The sequence below is a fragment of the Fundidesulfovibrio sp. genome (assembly GCF_058402725.1).
The window spans coordinates 31,829-49,371 of record NZ_JBZVFJ010000003.1 but is presented as its reverse complement, the minus strand read 5'-3'; the positions used below and the strand labels follow the sequence as shown (position 1 = coordinate 49,371).

Annotated in this window: 17 protein-coding genes and 1 riboswitch; of the genes, 6 read left to right on the top strand and 11 right to left on the bottom strand. The window is 69.9% G+C overall.

Annotation, left to right across the window (positions count from 1 at the left end; all coding sequences use genetic code 11):
* Nucleotides 1–13 precede the first annotated feature (13 nt).
* From ACV4UX_RS01040 to ACV4UX_RS01015, 6 genes are all read right to left on the bottom strand, one after another.
* Nucleotides 14–1,051 (bottom strand): DUF1786 domain-containing protein, encoded by a 1,038-nt coding sequence (locus ACV4UX_RS01040; RefSeq protein ID WP_491591485.1) that lies wholly within the window; start codon nt 1,049–1,051, stop codon nt 14–16.
* The gene (locus tag ACV4UX_RS01035) at nt 1,051–1,620 is read right to left on the bottom strand and encodes a hypothetical protein (RefSeq protein ID WP_491591484.1); all 570 of its coding nucleotides are present in this window, start codon (nt 1,618–1,620) and stop codon (nt 1,051–1,053) included. Before ACV4UX_RS01035 ends, ACV4UX_RS01040 begins: the two co-directional genes overlap by 1 nt.
* A 19-nt stretch (nt 1,621–1,639) precedes the next feature.
* Nucleotides 1,640–2,104 carry a hypothetical protein gene (locus tag ACV4UX_RS01030; RefSeq protein ID WP_491591483.1) on the bottom strand — a complete coding sequence of 155 codons (465 nt, stop codon included), beginning with the start codon at nt 2,102–2,104 and terminating at the stop codon, nt 1,640–1,642.
* Between the two features lie 2 nt (nt 2,105–2,106).
* Complete coding sequence (locus ACV4UX_RS01025) at nt 2,107–2,769, bottom strand: CBS domain-containing protein (protein ID WP_491591482.1); 663 nt, start codon at nt 2,767–2,769, stop codon at nt 2,107–2,109.
* Nucleotides 2,770–2,926: 157 nt separating this feature from the next.
* On the bottom strand, nt 2,927–3,082 hold the full coding sequence (locus ACV4UX_RS01020; RefSeq protein ID WP_173081700.1) for a hypothetical protein: 156 nt from the start codon (nt 3,080–3,082) through the stop codon (nt 2,927–2,929).
* Nucleotides 3,083–3,300: 218 nt separating this feature from the next.
* Nucleotides 3,301–3,837: a hypothetical protein gene (locus tag ACV4UX_RS01015; protein ID WP_491591481.1), complete on the bottom strand. Its 537-nt coding sequence runs from the start codon at nt 3,835–3,837 to the stop codon at nt 3,301–3,303.
* A gap of 256 nt (nt 3,838–4,093) precedes the next feature.
* On the opposite strand from ACV4UX_RS01015, the gene ACV4UX_RS01010 reads away from it, so the two are divergent.
* Together ACV4UX_RS01010 and eboE are read left to right on the top strand one after the other, a co-directional pair.
* Nucleotides 4,094–5,233, top strand: coding sequence for a 3-dehydroquinate synthase (locus ACV4UX_RS01010; RefSeq protein WP_491591480.1), 1,140 nt, complete (start codon nt 4,094–4,096; stop codon nt 5,231–5,233).
* On the top strand, nt 5,230–6,342 hold the full coding sequence (gene eboE, locus ACV4UX_RS01005) for a metabolite traffic protein EboE (protein WP_491591479.1): 1,113 nt from the start codon (nt 5,230–5,232) through the stop codon (nt 6,340–6,342). The genes ACV4UX_RS01010 and eboE overlap by 4 nt, the downstream gene beginning before the upstream one ends.
* 686 nt (nt 6,343–7,028) lie before the next feature.
* On the opposite strand, the gene ACV4UX_RS01000 is transcribed toward eboE, so the two are convergent.
* Nucleotides 7,029–8,189 (bottom strand): glycosyltransferase, encoded by a 1,161-nt coding sequence (locus ACV4UX_RS01000; protein ID WP_491591478.1) that lies wholly within the window; start codon nt 8,187–8,189, stop codon nt 7,029–7,031.
* Nucleotides 8,190–8,191: 2 nt separating this feature from the next.
* Nucleotides 8,192–9,232 carry a polysaccharide deacetylase family protein gene (locus ACV4UX_RS00995; RefSeq protein WP_491591477.1) on the bottom strand — a complete coding sequence of 347 codons (1,041 nt, stop codon included), beginning with the start codon at nt 9,230–9,232 and terminating at the stop codon, nt 8,192–8,194.
* 288 nt (nt 9,233–9,520) lie between these two features.
* On the opposite strand from ACV4UX_RS00995, the gene ACV4UX_RS00990 reads away from it, so the two are divergent.
* Nucleotides 9,521–9,976 carry a hypothetical protein gene (locus tag ACV4UX_RS00990; RefSeq protein ID WP_491591476.1) on the top strand — a complete coding sequence of 152 codons (456 nt, stop codon included), beginning with the start codon at nt 9,521–9,523 and terminating at the stop codon, nt 9,974–9,976.
* Nucleotides 9,977–9,983: 7 nt separating this feature from the next.
* Here ACV4UX_RS00990 and ACV4UX_RS00985 read toward each other — a convergent pair whose 3' ends face one another.
* The gene (locus ACV4UX_RS00985; protein WP_491591475.1) at nt 9,984–11,972 is read right to left on the bottom strand and encodes an O-antigen ligase family protein; all 1,989 of its coding nucleotides are present in this window, start codon (nt 11,970–11,972) and stop codon (nt 9,984–9,986) included.
* A gap of 11 nt (nt 11,973–11,983) precedes the next feature.
* Nucleotides 11,984–12,979 (bottom strand): glycosyltransferase family protein, encoded by a 996-nt coding sequence (locus tag ACV4UX_RS00980; protein ID WP_491591474.1) that lies wholly within the window; start codon nt 12,977–12,979, stop codon nt 11,984–11,986.
* 67 nt (nt 12,980–13,046) lie between these two features.
* Here ACV4UX_RS00980 and ACV4UX_RS00975 point away from each other — a divergent pair, with 67 nt between their 5' ends.
* The 3 genes from ACV4UX_RS00975 (at nt 13,047) to ACV4UX_RS00965 (ending at nt 16,016) form a co-directional block, all read left to right on the top strand.
* Complete coding sequence (locus ACV4UX_RS00975) at nt 13,047–14,372, top strand: ATP-dependent 6-phosphofructokinase (protein WP_491591473.1); 1,326 nt, start codon at nt 13,047–13,049, stop codon at nt 14,370–14,372.
* Nucleotides 14,373–14,420: 48 nt separating this feature from the next.
* Nucleotides 14,421–14,536: riboswitch (cobalamin riboswitch) on the top strand.
* A 128-nt stretch (nt 14,537–14,664) separates the two neighbouring features.
* Complete coding sequence (gene cobT, locus ACV4UX_RS00970) at nt 14,665–15,735, top strand: nicotinate-nucleotide--dimethylbenzimidazole phosphoribosyltransferase (RefSeq protein ID WP_491591472.1); 1,071 nt, start codon at nt 14,665–14,667, stop codon at nt 15,733–15,735.
* Nucleotides 15,736–15,821: 86 nt separating this feature from the next.
* Nucleotides 15,822–16,016, top strand: coding sequence for a hypothetical protein (locus ACV4UX_RS00965; protein WP_491591471.1), 195 nt, complete (start codon nt 15,822–15,824; stop codon nt 16,014–16,016).
* Nucleotides 16,017–16,022: 6 nt separating this feature from the next.
* Here the strand turns inward: ACV4UX_RS00965 and ACV4UX_RS00960 are convergent, their stop codons facing one another.
* The gene (locus ACV4UX_RS00960) at nt 16,023–17,318 is read right to left on the bottom strand and encodes a hypothetical protein (protein ID WP_491591470.1); all 1,296 of its coding nucleotides are present in this window, start codon (nt 17,316–17,318) and stop codon (nt 16,023–16,025) included.
* Between the last annotated feature and the right edge of the window lie 225 nt (nt 17,319–17,543).

Below are 17,543 nucleotides of genomic sequence, written 5' to 3'. Positions count from 1 at the left end.
GGCGGGGGCGGGGTCAGCCTGCGGGCCTGCCCCGCTCCTGCCAGGCCTTGAGAAGCCCGAAGCAGCCCGTGAGCATCATGTCGCCCAAGGGGGCGGGGAAGCGCGCCGCGAGATGCCCGGCCAGCTCCGCGCGCCTGGGGCCGATCACCAGCGTCTCCCGGAAGGCCTCGCCGCCTCCGTGGAAGGCGCAGCCGTGCCCGCCCGCGCCGAACACCTCGGCGCAGTCCACCGCTCCGGCGCGGAAGCGCTCCAGCTGCCGGGCCAGCTCCGGGGCTTCCAGCATGCCGGTGTGGTGCTCGTAGACCCCGTGCAGGCGGCCGAAGCGCACCAGGAGGCCCAAAACGTGGCTGTTGCCCATGTTCACCACCAGCGCGCCCTCGCCGTCCACCAGCGCCTCCAGTTCGGGGTCGTGGAGCACGCCCAGGGCGGCCGCCGGGCCGGTGTCCATGACGGGTCCGCCGCCGATGGCCTCCTGGAGCTCGGCCAGCCGCGTGAGCTCCGGGGGAACTGCCTCATAGAGCAGGTCCGCGAGACGCCCCGGCCCCTGGGCCAGGAAGCGCTCCCAGAGCCGGAAGCGCCCCAGGCGGCTGGACTGCCCGGGGTGGCAGCCGTGGTCCTGGGCGCAGGCCAGCACCATGTCCGGGGCCTCGACGCCAGCCTGGGCCAGCAGGCCCTGCCAGAAGCCGGGGTCGAAATCGGCCTGGTGCACGGGGACGTGCCCCGCCGGGCAGCGCTCCAGGACGCGCACGCCCATGCGCGCCTCCAGGGTGGAGGGGTCGTCGGTGAGGGCCAGGGCGGCCCGGGGCGTGGCGCTCACGCCGAGCCCGGCCTGCAGGTGGGCGCGCACGGCCCGCACGAAGCCGCCGCCCATGTTGGCGCCGCACAGGTGGACGCCCGCGCCCCGGGCCGTGAGTTCCCGGATGCGCGCCCCCACCCTCCTGGCCGGGGAGGGCAGCACGAACTTGGGGCAGTTCTCGATGGAGAGCCCCGGCTGCCAGCAGAGCGCGTCCTGGGTGCCGCTGCCCACGTCCACGCAGAGGATGCCCGCCATCAGCGCCCCTTGGCCACGCCGTGCTTGAGGCTCACCCCCGGCTCCACCCCGCGCATCACACGGCGCACCAGGATGAACTCGGGGTCTGGCACGCGGGCGCGCAGTTTGTTGTCGGCGTCGCGCACCTCCACGGCGCTCGACAGGGGCCGGAAGGACTTCATGTCGCCCGAGTAGCCGAACTCGGCCACATAGAACACGCGGTAGGAATCAGAGCCCGCGCCCAGGGCCTCGGCCTCCAGGGGCATGCGCAGGGGGACCGTGACCACGGCCGTGCGCGAGGCTGCCGGTCCCCGGGCGATCCACTTTGCGGGTCCGGCGAACCACGGATAGCGCGAGAAGGCCTGCCCCAGGGTGAGCTGGCCGTCCACCTTGGGGAACACGCCGTTGACGATGCCCGCCAGGGCCGGATCGTCCGCAGGGTGGACCACCACGGGCTGGCCGTTCAGGGGGGCCTTGCCCTCGCTGCCCGGCCCGGTGGGCCGCAGGGCCGTCCCGGTGGCGATGGCCAGGGCGAAACCGGCCAGGAGCAGCCAGAACAGAGTGTCGCGCAGGATCAGTTTCAGCGCCATGAGATGCTCCTCGGGCGGCTCATTCGAGTCCGCAGGGGATGTTCTTGTAGATGTAGTCCACCTCGCCGGTCTTGCGGGAGGCGTCGTAGTGCAGGAGGATGTCCACGTTGGTTCCGCTCCAGGAGAGCATGCCGCCCTGGAGCGTCTCGGGCTTGCCGTGGCGCGCGGTGAGCTCCGCGGCCAGGCGGTCGTAGGCGTCTCGCCCGGCCACCTCGGCGTCCACGGTGTAGAGGTAGCCCTGCATGAAGACGTAGCGCAGGTTCTTCAGGGGCACGCCCAGCAGGACGAGATGGTCCGTGGCGCGGGTGCAGTTGAGGCCCTCCTCCGAATCGCGCTGGCAGGCGAAGGAGCGGTCGGGCTCGTAGGGTTTGGCGAAGGGGATGCCCAGGAAATCCTTGGGTTCGGCCTGCATGGCGGCCCAGGCCTGGGAGGCCGTGGCCAGCAAGAGCGCCAGGACGGTCAGGGAGGTGAGACGGCGGCTCACGTTCAGGCTCCTTCGGCCCATTCGCGCCGGAAGTCCGCTGCGGACTCCAGGCGATAGCCCTTGGCTTCCAGGCCGGCGCGGATGGGCGCGTCGTCGCGGGCGTTCACGCGCAGGATCACCATGCGCCGTCCGCCGTGAAAGAAGGTGCTGGTGGAGAGGATGCTCGCGCCGTGGGCGGCGATGACCCCGGCGGCTTCCAGGATCACGCCCGCGCGGTCCTCCACCTCGAAGACCAGGCGCGAGCCGCCCAGGGCCAGGCCCATTTCCTCCACGAGCACTTCGAGCATCACGGTGCGGTTGATGTAGCCCACCAGCCGCCCCTTCTCGTCCACCACGCCCAGGCCCGCCAGGTTCTTGTCGTGCATGATCTGGGCGGCCTGTTCGATCTCCATCTCCGGGGGCACGGTGGTGATGTCGCGGCGCATGACCATGCCCACGGTGAGCTTGGAGATGAGGTAGTTGGCCTCGTGGCGCTCCAGGGTGGAGACCAGGGAGGGCAGCGCGGCGGCCAGGTCCTCGTGGCGCACATAGCCCGCCAGGCGTTCCCCCTCGGTGACGAGGAGCATCCAATACTCTTCTTTTTCCAGGATTTTCCTGGCTTCGGAGAGGGGCGTTGCCGGAGTGACGGGGTGGAAATCCTTGAGCATCTTCAGGCCTACGTACATGGGGCCCTCCTGGAGTGTGGCGGCGCGTGCCGTGGGCAGGGTGCATAACCCACAAGGCCGCCCGGAGGGAAGAACCCAGGACGGGTCGGAAGAAACGTCCCGGGGCCTTGGGGCGGGGGAGCGCAAGGCCGCCGCGCCCGGCGCCCGCACGGCGCGGCTAGCCGAGCCAGGTGAGCGAGTAGAACCTGGCGTAGACGGTGGACACCTTCCTGGCCTGGAGCCTTCCGAAACCGATTTCGCAGAGCCTGCAATAGATGTGCGCCGGGTTGAGCCTGTGCTGCAGGTAGTGTCTCAGTGTTCTCAGTCTGTTCATGGCCGCCTCCCGCCGTGGCCGATCGGCTCTCTTCATGCCCGGGACGATGCATACCGCATGCCGGACGCTTTTCGCGGAAAGGGCTTCCGCCCGCTCCGAAAGGCTTATCGGACGCCCCGGGAAAAGGGTTTAGCCCGGCCGGGGTCCGCCTCCCCGGCCGGGGGTCCCTCGCCGCGCCGGGCCTCACGGGGTGAGGCGCGGCGCGGCGTCCTCCGGGATCAGTTGACCCGCGTGGCGGCAGGGGCGGTCTTGACGGCCGTCTCGGGCTTGGCCTCGGGCTTGGCGTCCGCCTTGGCGGCGGGCCTGGCCGCTTCGGCCGTCGGCTTGGCCTGGGCTTTGGATTCGGGCTTCGCGTCCGCCTTGGCATCGGCCTTGGCCGTTTCGACCACCTGCTTCGCGTCCGCCTTCACGGCGGGCTTGGCCTCGGACTTGGCGGCCGTGGCGGAGGGGTCGGCCTTGACGGCCTCGGGCTTGGCCGGATGGGCGGACTTCTCCAGCGGGGCCGGGTTCTTGGCGTGCACGGCCTTGTCGGGCGTCCCGTTCTTGGCGGCCGGGAGCGCCGTCTCCTTGGCGGAGGCCGCCTGGGAAGCAGGGGCGGCCACGGCGGGGGCCTCGGGCTTCTTGACTTCCAGGGCCGGAGCCGAAACCGGCGCAGGTTTCGCGGCCTGGACCGTATCGGCCTTATCCGATGCGAAAGCGTTGAATCCCGTCAGCAGAACGGCGCCAAGAACACCAACGGAAACGATGCGTTTCATTTTCTTTCTCTCCATGATGCGTTGCATTTTCGCTCTTCGGCCATCCACACCGGATGACCGACGCGAACATGCAGTCTATAGCATCAGCCGTGCCAACGCATGAATGCCCGCCGACCGGCCTTTCGCGGACATCATCAAGACATTATCCATCTCAAAGTACGCTTTTTGCGCTCCATCCAGCCCGCGAGTACGTTTTTTTCCTGCGTGCGCCTCCCGATTGACGGCCAAGCGCCCCAGCGCCTACACCCGTCCGGTCATGAGCAAGACCATTCGCCAGGCCCTGGCCGTGCCCTACGAGTTCCCCGTCGTCTTCACGCGCGACGCTTTCGACCCCGAAAACCCCGCCCTGGCGGACATCCTGGCCCAGGCCCCGGGCGGACCGCACCGCCTGGCCGCCGTCTTCGACCAGGGACTCCTCCGGTCCTTTCCGGACCTGCCCGCGCGTCTGGAGGCCTACCTGCACGCCAGGCCCGAGGCCGCGAACGTCGTGCCCCCCCTGGCGCTCCCCGGGGGCGAGGCGGCCAAGAACGACCTCTCGGTCTTCCAGGCCGTGCTGGAGCACATCTTCGCTGCGCGCCTGTGCCGCCAGTCCTTCCTGCTGGTGGCCGGGGGCGGCGCGCTCCTGGACGCGGCCGGGTTCGCCGCCGCCACGGCCCACCGGGGCGTGCGCCTGATCCGCATGCCTTCCACGGCCCTGGCGCAGAACGACGCGGGCGTGGGCGTGAAGAACGCCGTGAACTTCTTCGGCCGCAAGAACTTCCTGGGCACGTTCGCCCCGCCCTTCGCCGTGCTGAGCGATTTCGCCCTCCTGGACGGGCTGCCCGCTCGCGAACGCCGCGCGGGCCTGGCCGAGGCCGTGAAGATCGCCCTGATCAAGGACAAGGCCTTCTTCGACCGCCTGCACGCGGAGAGGGACGCCCTGGCGCGCTTCGAGCCCGGCCCCTACGAGCATTCCATCGAGCGCTGCGCCGAATTGCACCTGGAGCACATCGCCACCGGCGGCGACCCCTTCGAGTTCGGCTCCTCCCGGCCCCTGGACTTCGGCCACTGGAGCGCCCACGCCCTGGAGGAGGCCTCGGGCGGCAGCCTGGGGCACGGCGAGGCCGTGGCCGTGGGCGTGGCCCTGGACAGCGTCTATTCCAGGCTGGCTGGGCTCCTGCCGGAGGCCGACCTGGAGCGCATCCTGGAGGTCCTGCCCGCCTTGGGCTTCACCCCCTGGCACGCGGGCCTCGACAGCCTGGACATGGAGGCCGCCCTGGAGGCCTTCCGCGAGCACCTGGGCGGCAGATTGTTCCTGAGCCTGCTCACGGGCATCGGCGCGCGGGTTGAGGTGAACGCCGTGGACTTCGCGCTCATGCGCCGGGCCTCGGACCTGCTCCGGGAGCGTTTCGCGTGAGCCGACTGCCCGTCACCTACTGCACCAACATCCACCCCGGGGAGTCCTGGACCGACACCTTCGCCAACCTCCAGGCCCACACCCTGCGCGTGAAGGCCCGGCTCAGCCCGGACGCGCCCTTCCCCGTGGGTCTGCGCCTCTCCGGGCGCGCGGCGCGCGAGCTGGACCACGCCGAAGCCCTGCGCTTCAGGGACTGGATGGAGGAGCACGGCCTCTGCGTCTCCACGGTGAACGGCTTTCCCTACGGCGCCTTCCATGCCGCGCCCGTGAAGGAGCAGGTCTACCTGCCCGACTGGCGCGACCCGGCACGGGCCGCCTACACCCTGCGTCTGGCGGAGCTTCTGGCCCTGTGGCTGCCCGAAGGCGGCACGGGCTCGGTGTCCACCGTGCCCGTGGGCTTCCGCGCCGGGTTCGACCCGGCCCAGGAGCGCCAGGCCCTGGAAGGATTGCGCGGGACCCTGCGCGCCCTGCAGGAGCTGGCCCGGCGCACCGGGCGCACCGTGCGCCTGGCCGTGGAGCCCGAGCCCGGCTGCCTGGTGGAGACCACCCCCCAGCTGGCGGACCTGCGCGACCGCCTGGAGCTCTCCCCCGGGCTGGCCCCCCACTTCACCGCCTGCGTGGACTGCTGCCACCAGGCCCTGCAGTACGAGGCCCCGGCCGAGACCCTGGCCGCCCTGGCCCGCGCGGACCTGGGCATCGGCCACGTGCAGGTCTCCTCGGCCCTGCACCTGGACGGGCCGGACCTGACCCCCCTGGCGCGCTTCCACGAACCCGTCTACCTGCACCAGTGCGCGGCCCGCCTGGAGGACGGCTCGATCCTGCGCTTCGACGACCTGGACATGGCCCTGGCCGCGCGCCCCGCAGGCGTGGAGAGCTGGCGCGTGCACTTCCACGTGCCGGTGTTCCTGAAGGAGCTGCCCGGCTGCCTGAGCACCCGGGACTACCTGGAAGGCTTCCTGCCCCGCGTGCCCGGCCGTGTGCCCCTGGAGGTGGAGACCTACACCTTCGACGTGCTCCCCGAGGAACTCAAGGAAAAGGACGTGGTGGATTCCATCGAGCGCGAGATCCGCTGGGTGGAGGGGCAAAGAGGACCGAGGCCGGGAGCGTAGAGGGCGGGAGCAGGGGCGCGGAGCCGGAGACGGCGGACGCTGGAGATGTGCTCCCGCCGGAGACCAGGCGTCCTGATCTTCCTTGGTGAAGCGCCAAGGCCTGGCAAGGCGACGCGGCGGACAAAAAAAAGCGGCCCTCGCAGGCCGCTCGAAAAATGCGAAGGATTCGCTGGCGCACGAGCCGGATTGTCCGGCAGCCTCCCCTTCCTTCAGGTGTGGCTCTTGTGACGCGCTTTCGCGAATCCTTCTTCGCGCCCTTGGCGCGGCGTATGGGAATGAAGGCTTATTTCGCTCACCCCTCCGCTGGATTCCGGGCCGCTTCGCCCGTAGACACATTATAAGTCCGCTCTTGCAGGAGGGAAGGGGCTGTAAGGCGCGGCCGTCGAAATTTTCGGCGCATGACCGCTCGTTTCCGTCGGCATCCCGCGCGCCCCGCGTCCGTCCCGGATGCGCGGTGCGCGTCGTCCGTACGCCCCTGCTGAGACGCCCTGCGCAAAAACGCCCGGCGGGTTCCCCGGCCGGGCGTTTGCGATGCGTCGGACGCGGGCCGGGCAGCCCGCGTGTTGGGTCCGTCGGCCGCTGGTGTCGCGTCCACGAAATGCGCCTCTACGGATAGAGTACGTAACAAGCTAAAACAATTAACTTTAATTTTGAAAAACATATTCATGTTTTTCAAAATCGCGACACTAGAAACCGCAGGCCGTGAGGATGTCCCCCAGCACCTTGTCGGAGTCGAAGAACTCCTCCGCGATGGCCCGGGCGGCCTTGCGGTGGCGGGGGTAGTCCGAGAGCACGTGCTCGATGGCCGCGGCGGCGTTGTCCACGCCGTCGAAGGTGACGAGGCCCTCGCCCACGGGCAGGTAGGTGCCGAAGCCCGTATCCTCCACGATGACGGGACGCCCCGAGGCCAGGTAGCTCGCGGAGCGGTCGGAGAACCAGCCGGACTTGAGCTGGATGTTCTGCTCCTTGGCCACGGTGAACTCGGCCGTGGAGCCCAGGATGTAGTCGTGGTAGTTCCAGATGTCGCGGGAGAGCTCCAGGGCGTTCTTCACCACCCAGCCGTGCTCGGCGAAGCGCTTGGCGTCCTCCTTCATGCCGCTCATGGTCAGGTCGAGCGTCACGCCGGGGAGCCTGCCGGGCAGGTCGATGATGCGCTCGTACTTCTCGCACTTGCGCCAGGAGAGTTTCTTGCCCTCGTGCACGATGTCGCGGCCCTGGGCGTCCCAGTTGCCGATGGTGGTGAAGCCTGCGCCGGGGCCTTCCACGTTGGGCCAGAGGTCCAGGACGATGGGCACGTTGGTGGGGATGTAGTCGATGCCGGAGAGTTCCACCCCGGTGGAGCCGGTGGGGATGTTGCGTCCCCAGGTGAAGAACACGTCGTGGCGCTTGAAGTAGTCCCTGGTCCAGTCGTCCCCGGCGATCTTGGACTGGGTGAAGATGGGGTCGGTGTCGATGATGGCGCGCACCTTGGCCTTCATGAAGGATTCGCGCAGGGGGATCACGCCCGAGACGTTCAGGAAGAGGTCGGCGCTTTCGCAGAAGGCGTCCACGGCCTCGCGGGACATGCCGTAGTGTTTGCCCTCGAAGATGGTGCTGTAGGCCCAGCGGTCGCCCAAGCCGAGGCGGTCGAAGGCCTGGCCGATCACGCCGCGCCCGTAGGCGGAGTCGGCGGAGGCGTAACCTTTCACGGGGTCGAAGGGCAGCGCCCACTCGGCGGTGTCTTCCACGAAGATCACTTCATGGCCCAGCCGTTCGAGTCCCTTGAGGTAGTGCAGGAACATCCACACCTGGCCCCCGAGGGGAAAGCTGACCAGATAGCCTCCGACCGCGATCTTCAGTTTACGCATCCTTATGAACCCTTCTTGGCGATGGTTTTTTGCTTCGTGTCGTTTTGCCGGGCGGCCTGCATGGCCTTTGCGCCCTCGCGCACCGTGACCATGGGGATGCCCTCCTGGGCCACCCAGGCGCAGAGCTGGTCGAATTTGTCGGCGGGATAAGGCTCCCAGCCGGTCTTGTCGCCCACGCCGTGGAAACAGAAGACCACCCAGCCGCCGTACTCCAGGCAGTGGTCCTTGACGATGCGCGCCAAGGCCTGGGCCGAGTCCTTTTCGTGCACCATGAAGCGGCGGATGGCGTGGGGATTGAACGTGGAGGGGCGGTTGTCGGAGTCGCGCCCCGTGCAGGCCCGGGCGTAGGAGCGCCGCGAGAGGGCCTCCACGTCGTCGGTCCAGTAGTTGTGGGGGGCGATGTAGGTGTCCACGTCGAAGCCCAACTCCAGGAGCATGGCCTTGGACTGCTCCATCTCCCGCTGGTAGGAGCCGGCCGCGATGCCCAGGCTGGAGGGATCGCCCGGACGGGGCGGACGCACATGCAGCTCCGCGATGGCCCTGTCCAGCCAGTAGCTGCCCGGCGTGGCCTGCAGCGCGTCCAGGCTCTGCACCTCGGCGAGAGGTCGGCCGTCCTGGTAGAGCCCGGCGATGCGCTCGTACTCGTACTGGGTCTGGTACTGGCCGGGGAATTTCTCGCAGACGTGCCAGCCGTTGACCGGCTCCTGCTCGTAGGTCTTGGGAATCTGCGTGGGGCGCGAGTGGGTGAGGCTGTGGGAGGCGATCTCCCAGCCGTTGGCGGCAAGCTCGCGCACCTGTTCGACGGTCATGTAGTCGTCGTTGTTCGAGAGCATGCGCGAGACCACGATGCCCGCCGTGGCCACCTGCCCCCTGCTCTTGAGGATGGGCAGGGCGTAGCGGTGGTTGCTCACGATGCCGTCGTCGAAGGTGAAGGTGAGCATGCCCTTGGGGAAGGGCCGGGCCACGTTGGCCAGCGACGCGCCGGGCAGGGCCGCGCAAACGCCCGCGCAGGCGCACAGCGACAGGAAATGGCGGCGTTTCATACGGATGGACAACCTCACGGGCGCAGGACTCCTGGCCTGGACTGCGGGACCTGCCAGGAACGTCCCGCATGCAGAAAGCGGGCCAAACCTGGAACGGGCGCAAGCGCGCCAAGTCCGGCATGCCATGCCAGAAACCTTACCATAATGAAAAGCTTCGTCGAAATCAAACAATCCCCTGGCGCATGTCGCGCCGGTTACGTTTCCTGCACCCGGCGCGCAAAATCCGTCATCGCGGTCACTTGACCCCGCCGCTCAAACTGCTAGGAGGCCAGGACGCAGGAGGTGCCCATGCTTTTTTTCGTCCGAGCCCTGATCGTCGCGGCCTGCCTGGCCCTGCCCTCCCCGGCCCTGGCCCAGGCCAAGCACTTCGCAGCCTCCCAGCGCCACTTCGAGGACCTGGCCAACAAGGCTGCGGACCTCTCCGCCACCATGGACGACCCCGGCGAAAAAAACCTCTGCAACTACTACACCGCCACGGCCATGCTCTACTCCCTGCGCGCCCACGCCCTGGCCCAGCTCGCGGCCGTGGAGGAACGCCTGCGCCAGCCCGAGGACATGGCCCTGGTGCGCTCAAAAATCGTGGAGACCAAGGACGTGGCCGCACGGCACCTGACCAACGACCTCAAGGCCCTGGAGAGCCTGGCCGCATCCTCCGACAACTCCCGCATCCGCGACCTGGGCATGCGCCTGGTCAACGAGGTGCGCGTCTTCAGCCACAACGCGGACACCGCCGTCAGGCAGTGACCCCGGCCTACTCCCCAAGCCCCGGACCGGCCAGCCACACCCCCAGGGCGCGGTGGTCCTTGATGCCGTGGGCCATCAGCGGGAAATAGGGACGCGCCGCGAAAAGCCACACCCGCTGCCCCGGACGGGCCGCCTCCGTCGGGATCGTCAGCGTCGCGCGGCGCGGGCCTTCGCCCCCCAGGAGCGCCCGGGCCAGCATCGCGCCCCCCGAGGAGAGCCGCACTTCCACGGGCTGTTCCAGGTCCGGCCGCGACGCCCCGGCCTCGAAGGTCCAAGGCCCCTGCCCCGTGAGCAGGAACGACGCCGCACCGGGGCTCCACAGGGCCACCCGGCCGTCGATGAGCTCCGGCCCGTAGAAGCCCTGGGTGTCCTGGACGCCGGGCGCAGGGTAGGACGCCAGCCCCAGCGAGCGCGCCGTGGCCGCGAAGCCCGCGTTGCCCAGCTGCAAGGCCAGGGCCGCGCACAGGGCCAGGGCCGCGACGCGCGCCGCCAGGCGGCCCGTCCAGGGCGCGCTCCAGCCCGGGAGCTCGCGCTCCATGCGCAGGCACGCCGCCAGCACCACGAAAAAGAGCAGCCACACCGCCGGGATGTAGACCATCTCCTGGAAGAGCCCGAACGCGTGGAACACCGCCAGCGAAAGCGCCGCCGCCAGCGAGAGGGCGTCCGCCCGGAGCCTGTGGCGCGCCAGGGCCACCCGCAGGGCCCGCCAAGCCAGAAGCAGCCACGCCGCGAGACCCAGAACGCCGCCCCCGGCGAAAATCTGGATGAAGAGGTTGTGCGTGGCCTCGAACACCTCGGCCGAGGCGGGAACGCCCCGGGCCAGGGCGCTTTCGGGAACGGCCATCAGGTGGGGGTAGTGCCAGGCGTAGGTTTCGTAGCCCATGCCCGCCGCCGGGGCCTCGGCCCCCACCAGCACGCCGCTCTTGAAGACCATGGGCCGGGGACTCTCCAGAAAGCGCTCCAGGCGCTCGCCGATCATCACGGCCAGGGGGAAGTTCATGAGCGAAACCCGCGTGGCGGCCAGGGTTCCGTAGAGCCCCAGGGCCACCACCCCGGCCAGGGCCAGCCCCGCCAGCGCGCCCCGGGCCATGCGGCGGCGGTCCAGGGCGAAGAGGTCGAAGCGCGCCGCCGCGAGCACGGCCAGGGACACGGCCAGGCAGCCGAAGACGATCCACGCCCCCCGCGCCATGGTGAGCACCATGGCCGCCACGCCCGCCGCGGTGAGCGGCCACGCCAGCAGGCCCGCCCGACCGCGCCCCAGGAGCAGCAGGAAGGGGAAGGCCACGCAGAGGTATTCGGCGTACCATCCGGGATTGAGGAAAAGCGACGTGAGGCGGTCGCTCATGGCGAAGGCCTTGCCCTTGGCCAGGAAGAACTCGCTGAACCCGAAGGCCATGGAGGCCGGGAGCGACGCGGCGGCCCCGAGCAGCACGGCCCGGGGGGCGTCGCAGCCCCGCAGGCGGGCCAGCTCCCGGGCCAGCAGGGCGTAGAGGACCAGGCGGTCCAGCCCCGCCAGGGCGTAAAAGGAGCTCCTGGCCGGTGAATAGCCGAGCATCCGGGCCAGCCCCAGGGGGCCAAGCTCGCGCAGGGCGGCCCAGGCCTCGCCCAGGGGCATGAGCGGCACCCCGCAGAGCATCACGCCCACGAAGGCCGTCAGCCACAGGTTCAGGGGCGAGGGGGACGCCCCGTCCTCCCCCGGCAGGGGCTCCCTGCCCGAGGAGACCGCCAGGGCCAGACCCGCCAGGCCCGCCAGGTACGCCAGGGCCTGGGCGTGCACGGAATAGGACTGGAACCCGAAGAACATCAGCACGGCCCCGAGGCCCGAGAGCGCATGGGGCCACAGCGCCGGGCGCAGCACGCACAGGGCGAAGGCCAGGGGCGCGAAGGCCGTGAGGTTTCGGGCCGCCGGGCCCATCTCCAGGCACAATAGCGCGGCCGCCAGGGCGTTGGCGGCGAAGAACGCCAGCTTGGCGAAGTGCAGGACGGTCGCGACCATGGGGTGGTGCTCTAGCCCAGGCGCTCCCAAAAATCGAGGACCGATCGGCGCTGGGCCTCCAGGGAATAGGCCCGGGTCGTGGCGGCGCAGGCCTCCCGCACTCGGGCCAGGGGCTCTCCGCCCGCGCGGTGCAGCTCCAGGGCTTCTTCCAGGGCCAGGGCCGCGCCCAGCACGTCGTTGTCGGCCACATAGAAGCCGTTGCCGCCCCAGGGGCGCTCCTCCAGGGGGCAGTCCGGCCGGTGGCGGTCCGGGGCGGCCTGGCGCATGTAGTCCCAGCCGCCCAGGCCCGCGAAGCCGCAGGGCACGGCCCCGCAGGCCATGGCCTCCAGGGGGGGCAGAGGGCAGCCCTCGGGGAAGCCCGTGGCCAGGAAGGCGCGGCTCTCGCGCAGGACGCGGGCCACCCCGGCCTGGTCCAGCCCGGCGATGGGGGCGAAGCGCACTGCGAAGCGGCCGCGCGCCTCCAGCACGGCCATGATCTCGTCGGCCAGGGCCTTGTTCTTGCGCGGCATGTAGGCGACCGTCAGCTCGCCGGGCTTTTCCTCCGGCGGGGCGAAGAGCCCCAGGTCGATGCCCGGGCGCAGGATCGGGGCGTCCACGCCCAGGCTCTGGCGGATGAACCAGGCCACCGGAGCCGACACGGCCAGGAACGTCACCGGCAGGGAGCGCCAGTCCACGCCCGGGGGGAGCCCCGAGAAGAGATAGGCCCAGTTCTGCACGTACACCAGGCAGCGCGACCCGCCCTTGAGGCCCGGGGCCAGGGCGTTCACCCAGCCCTCGGGAACCACCCAGGCGTCGCGGGACGTGGGCGCCACGGTGAGGAAATCCTCCTCCGGGACGCTTTGGCCCGCGTCGTCGGGCCGCCAGTCCCCGGCCTCGCGCAGCACGACGCGGGCGTCGCGCCCGGCCTCGCGCAGGAAGCGGGCCATGCGCCAGAGCACGGCCACGCCCCCGGCCGCCCGGCGCACGGGGGGGATGAAGAAGAAGGTCCTCTCGGGTCTTGATTGCATCTTGTCACACCGCCTTGCGGGAGGCTAGGTTGGGGGCAAGTCATCGTAAACCGCGCGCGAGGCCATCATGCACCAAAGCGAACACCCAGGCCAGCCCTGGCCCCACCTGGACGCCGAGAAGACCCGCACGCCCAACCTGGGCGCGGCCAAGATCCCCAACCCTCGCCGTCACTCGCTTTTCGTGGACGACGAGCAGGGGGTGCTCGTGAACATCCTGCACCCGGGCCAGGGCAAGCGCCCCTCGGTGGCGTCCATGGAGCAGGCCGGCCCCCGGCGCATGATCTATTTCGACCCGCCCAAGACCAAATGCGCCGTGGTCACCTGCGGGGGCATCTGCCCGGGCACCAACGACGTGATCCGCTCCATCGTCATGGAGGCGCACCACGGCTACGGCCTCTCCGGTGTGCTGGGCGTGCGCTACGGCCTGGCCGGGTTCATCCCCAAGACCGATCCCGACGTGATGGAGCTCTCCCCCGCCTCCGTGGCCGACATCCACGAGTTCGGCGGCACCGTGCTCGGCACCTCGCGCGGGCCGCAGAACCCCGAGGACGTGGTGGACGCCCTGGAGCGGCTCAACGTGGGCATGCTCTTCGTGATGGGCGGCGTGGGCTCCATGCGCGCGGCCCAGGCCATCCAGGCGGTCACGGCGACGCGGGGGCTGCGCATCGCGGTGGTGTGCATCCCCAAGACCGTGGACAACGACATCCACTTCGTCTCGCGCACCTTCGGCTTCGAGTCGGCCGTGGAAAAGGTGATCGAGGCCGTGCGCTGCGCCCACGTGGAGGCCACCGGCGCGCCCTACGGCATCGGCGTGGTGAAGGTGATGGGACGCGAGTCCGGGTTCATCGCGGCGGCGGCGGCGCTCTCCATCAAGGAGGTGAACTTCGTGCTGGCCCCCGAGGAGCCCGTTGTGCTCGAAGGCCCCGGCGGCTTCCTGCCCGCCCTGGAGGCCAGGCTCCGGCGGCGCGGCCACGCCGTGGTGCTGGTGGCCGAAGGCGCGGGGCAGGACCTGCTCCCCGAATCCGGGCTCACCGACGCCTCGGGCAACAAGGTGCTGGGCGACATCTGCGGCCTGCTCATCGGCCGCACCAAGGCCTATTTCAAGGAGCGCCTGCCCATCAACCTCAAGTTCATCGATCCCAGCTACATCATCCGCTCCGTGCCCGCCAGCGGGGCCGACCGCGCCCACTGCAACATGCTGGGCGCCATGGCCGTGCACGCGGGCATGGCCGGAAAAACCGGCATCATGGTCAGCCGCCTGCACGAGATTCCCGTGCACGTGCCCCTGCCCCTGGTCACGGTGGGCCGCAAGGTCATGGACGTGCGCTCCAGCGCCTGGCAGCAGGTGCTCGACACCACGGGCCAGAGCAGGCTGCGCGCCGAGCCCGCTTGACGCCGCGCCCCCGGCCGCGCTAAGCCGCCCCCGCATCCCGGCCGTTGCGGAACACGGTGCGATTCCGTGGCGGACCCGCCGCAGTAAGCGGAGACGATGCCCGCGGAACCACTGTCCCTGGGGATGGGAAGGGCGGGCGGAGGACGACCCGCGAGCCTGAAGACGAACGGCCGGACCCGATCCGCGGATTGATCCCATGGCAACGGCAATCCCTTGTCCCCCCTCACGGGGGGCCGGGGGATTTTTTCATTGCACCGGCAGGCCCAGGACCGCCCATCACAAGGACTTCACCATGCACCCTCGCCTCAAGGCCCTCACCGACCCCATCGCCCCCGTGGACGCCTCCCTCGTCCCCGCGATCCAGGCCCGCCTCGACGACCTCACCAAGCCCCAGGGAAGCCTGGGACGCCTGGAGGAACTGGCCCTGCGCCTGGCCCTCATCCAGGGCGGCGGCAAACCCCAGGCCGACCCGGCCGCACTCTTCACCTGCGCCGGAGACCACGGCGTGGCCCAGGAAGGCGTGAGCCTCTACCCGCAGGAGGTCACCAGGCAGATGGTGCTCAATTTCATGGGCGGCGGCGCGGGCGTCAACGTGCTGGCCCGACAGGCCGGGGCGGAACTCGTGGTGGTGGACGCCGGATGCGCCGGGCCGGACTTCCCCGAGCACCCGGGCCTGGTGCGCGCCAAGGTGGCTCCGGGCACGCAAAACATGGCCAAAGGCCCGGCCATGACCATCGAACAGTGCCTGCAAGCCCTGGAACTGGGCGCGTCCCTCGCCCGCCAGGCCGCCGGGCGCGGCGTGCGCGTCATCGGCACGGGCGACATGGGCATCGCCAACACCACGCCCTCCACCGCACTCTACTGCGCCTTCCTGGACCTGGCCCCCCAGGCAGTCACCGGCCCCGGCACCGGGCTGGACCCCCAGGCCGTCAACCGCAAGGTTCGCGTGATCGAAACATGCCTCGACGTGAACCGCGCGGCCGTGGCCTCGGGCGACCCACTGGCCATCCTCGCGGCCCTGGGCGGCTTCGAGATCGCCTGCATCGCCGGGTTGATCCTGGGCGGCGCGGCCAACCGCCAGGCCGTGCTGGTGGACGGCTTCATCTCCACCGCCGCCTGCGTGGCCGCCCTGAAAATGGCCCCCGCCGCCAAGGACTACTGCTTCTTCAGCCACGCCTCGGCCGAACCCGGGCACATGGCCGTGATGCGCGCCCTGGACGCCGCCCCCCTGCTCGACCTGGGCCTGCGCCTGGGCGAAGGCACCGGCGCGGCCCTGGCCCTCATGCTCCTGCGCGCCTCGGCCGCCGTGCTCAACGAGATGGCCACCTTCTCCCAGGCCGGCGTGAGCCGCCAGGACGGCTGAACGCTCGACAAACCCGGCCAGGGGAGTTATTCAGAAACCAAAGGGCGGCCTTCCCGGCCGCCCCGCGCTCTCCCCCGGAGTCCGTCATGAACGACGGCCTTGTCCACTTCGCAGGCTATGACGGCCTGGTTCACTCGCCGGACGCCATCGTGGCGCAGCCGCCGGGACATTTTTGGGCCCACGACCCCGGACACGTGATCATCCCCACCCCGCCCGCCGACCAGGTGATCCACACCCTCACGGAAAACTTCGTGGGACACGTGATCAACGAGATCGTCTAGACGCCTTCAGCACGGTATCCGGGCCAGGCCCACCGCCGCGAACGACCACGCGGACATCAGCCACAACACCGCGCCCAGGCTCCACAGCCACGTCCGGCCGCGCCCCAGCTCCGGGCCGAACAGCGCCAGCACGCAGCCCGTCATGGGCAGGATCGGGAACAGATACCGCCCCTGGGACTGGAAATCGTTGTTCCACGAATGCCACAACGACTGGCCCGCCGTGAGCAGCGCGAACGCGAGCCACAGCGCCCACCCGGCGCGCGCCCACATCCCCGCCCGCCACAGCGCCGCCGCGTACGCCAGGCCGAACACCGCCGCCGCGCGGCCGATCCAGCGGTAGAACAGCAACGGCGCCTCCACGTCCATGGCCCCGTACTTGCCGAACGCGCTGCGGAATGTGAACACGTGCCACTTCCACTCGCCCGTGAACATCTCCACCAGCGTCACGCCCTTGGAGCGCATCCGCGAACCCCAGAACCCCTTGCCGTCCACCTGCGCCGACGGCTTGAACTCCGGCGCGGCCATCGCCTCCGCCAACTGGTGCTGCGCGTCCGGCGGCTGCGTGGCCGCCACCATCAGGTGCGCCCCGTAACGCGCGCCGAAAATCAACGCCGCCAGACCCAACGCCAGCAACGCCTCGCGGCCGCCCGCACCGGGCAGACCCCGACGCGCGCTCGCCGCCATGGTCCAGAACGCAACGAAAAACACCAGATACACATAGTAATTCTGCTTGGACACTGTCAAAAGCCCCAGCAGCGCCCCCATGCCCCACACCCAGCCGCGACCAGCGGACTCCGGTCCGGACGCCAAGCGCACCGCGCACAGCCACACCGTGCCCATGCCCAACGCCAACGGCAACGCGTCCCCGTTGAAATAACTGAACACGTACCAGGCCTGAGGCGTCAGGTACAAAGGCAGCAACGCCAGACGCCACCGCCCGGGCACGCTCCACGCCATCGCCGTCAGCAACGCGAACAACACCACGTTGAACAGACGCAGCGCCACATGATCCTGCCCCACCAGAGGCCGCGCCAGCACCGCGAACTTGCCCGCGAAAAAATACACCGCGTCCAACTGGTTGAGGTACGACACCCCGTAGTTGCTGTACGCCCCCTTGGCGCGCTCGTCCCCCACCGCCGGAGGATCCCAGTAGCGCATGTAGTACTGGCCTGCGCCCACGTGGTCCTTCTCGTCGGGATGGGCGGCGAAGGCGCTCAAAAACGCCATCGCAACCACCAGCCCCAGCGTCCCCGCCGTGGCCGCGCGCCAGAGCAGCGTCCAAAGACGATCAGGCGACGTCACGAAAAGCTCCGGACAGAAAGGAGAGGGAGGGAGAAGAGACGGGAGGAGAATATGCCTCCGGCGGCCAAAGGGCTACGCCCTTTGGAATCCCATTCCGCTTCGCGGGTTTCACCGGATGCGCATGCGTTGCCGGTCCAGGTTCTCCGCGCGGAGAACCTGGACCGGCTGGCAAGGCCTTTGCGGCTGCGCCGCCTGTCGCGCCGGAATTCGCGCAAAGCCGCGAAT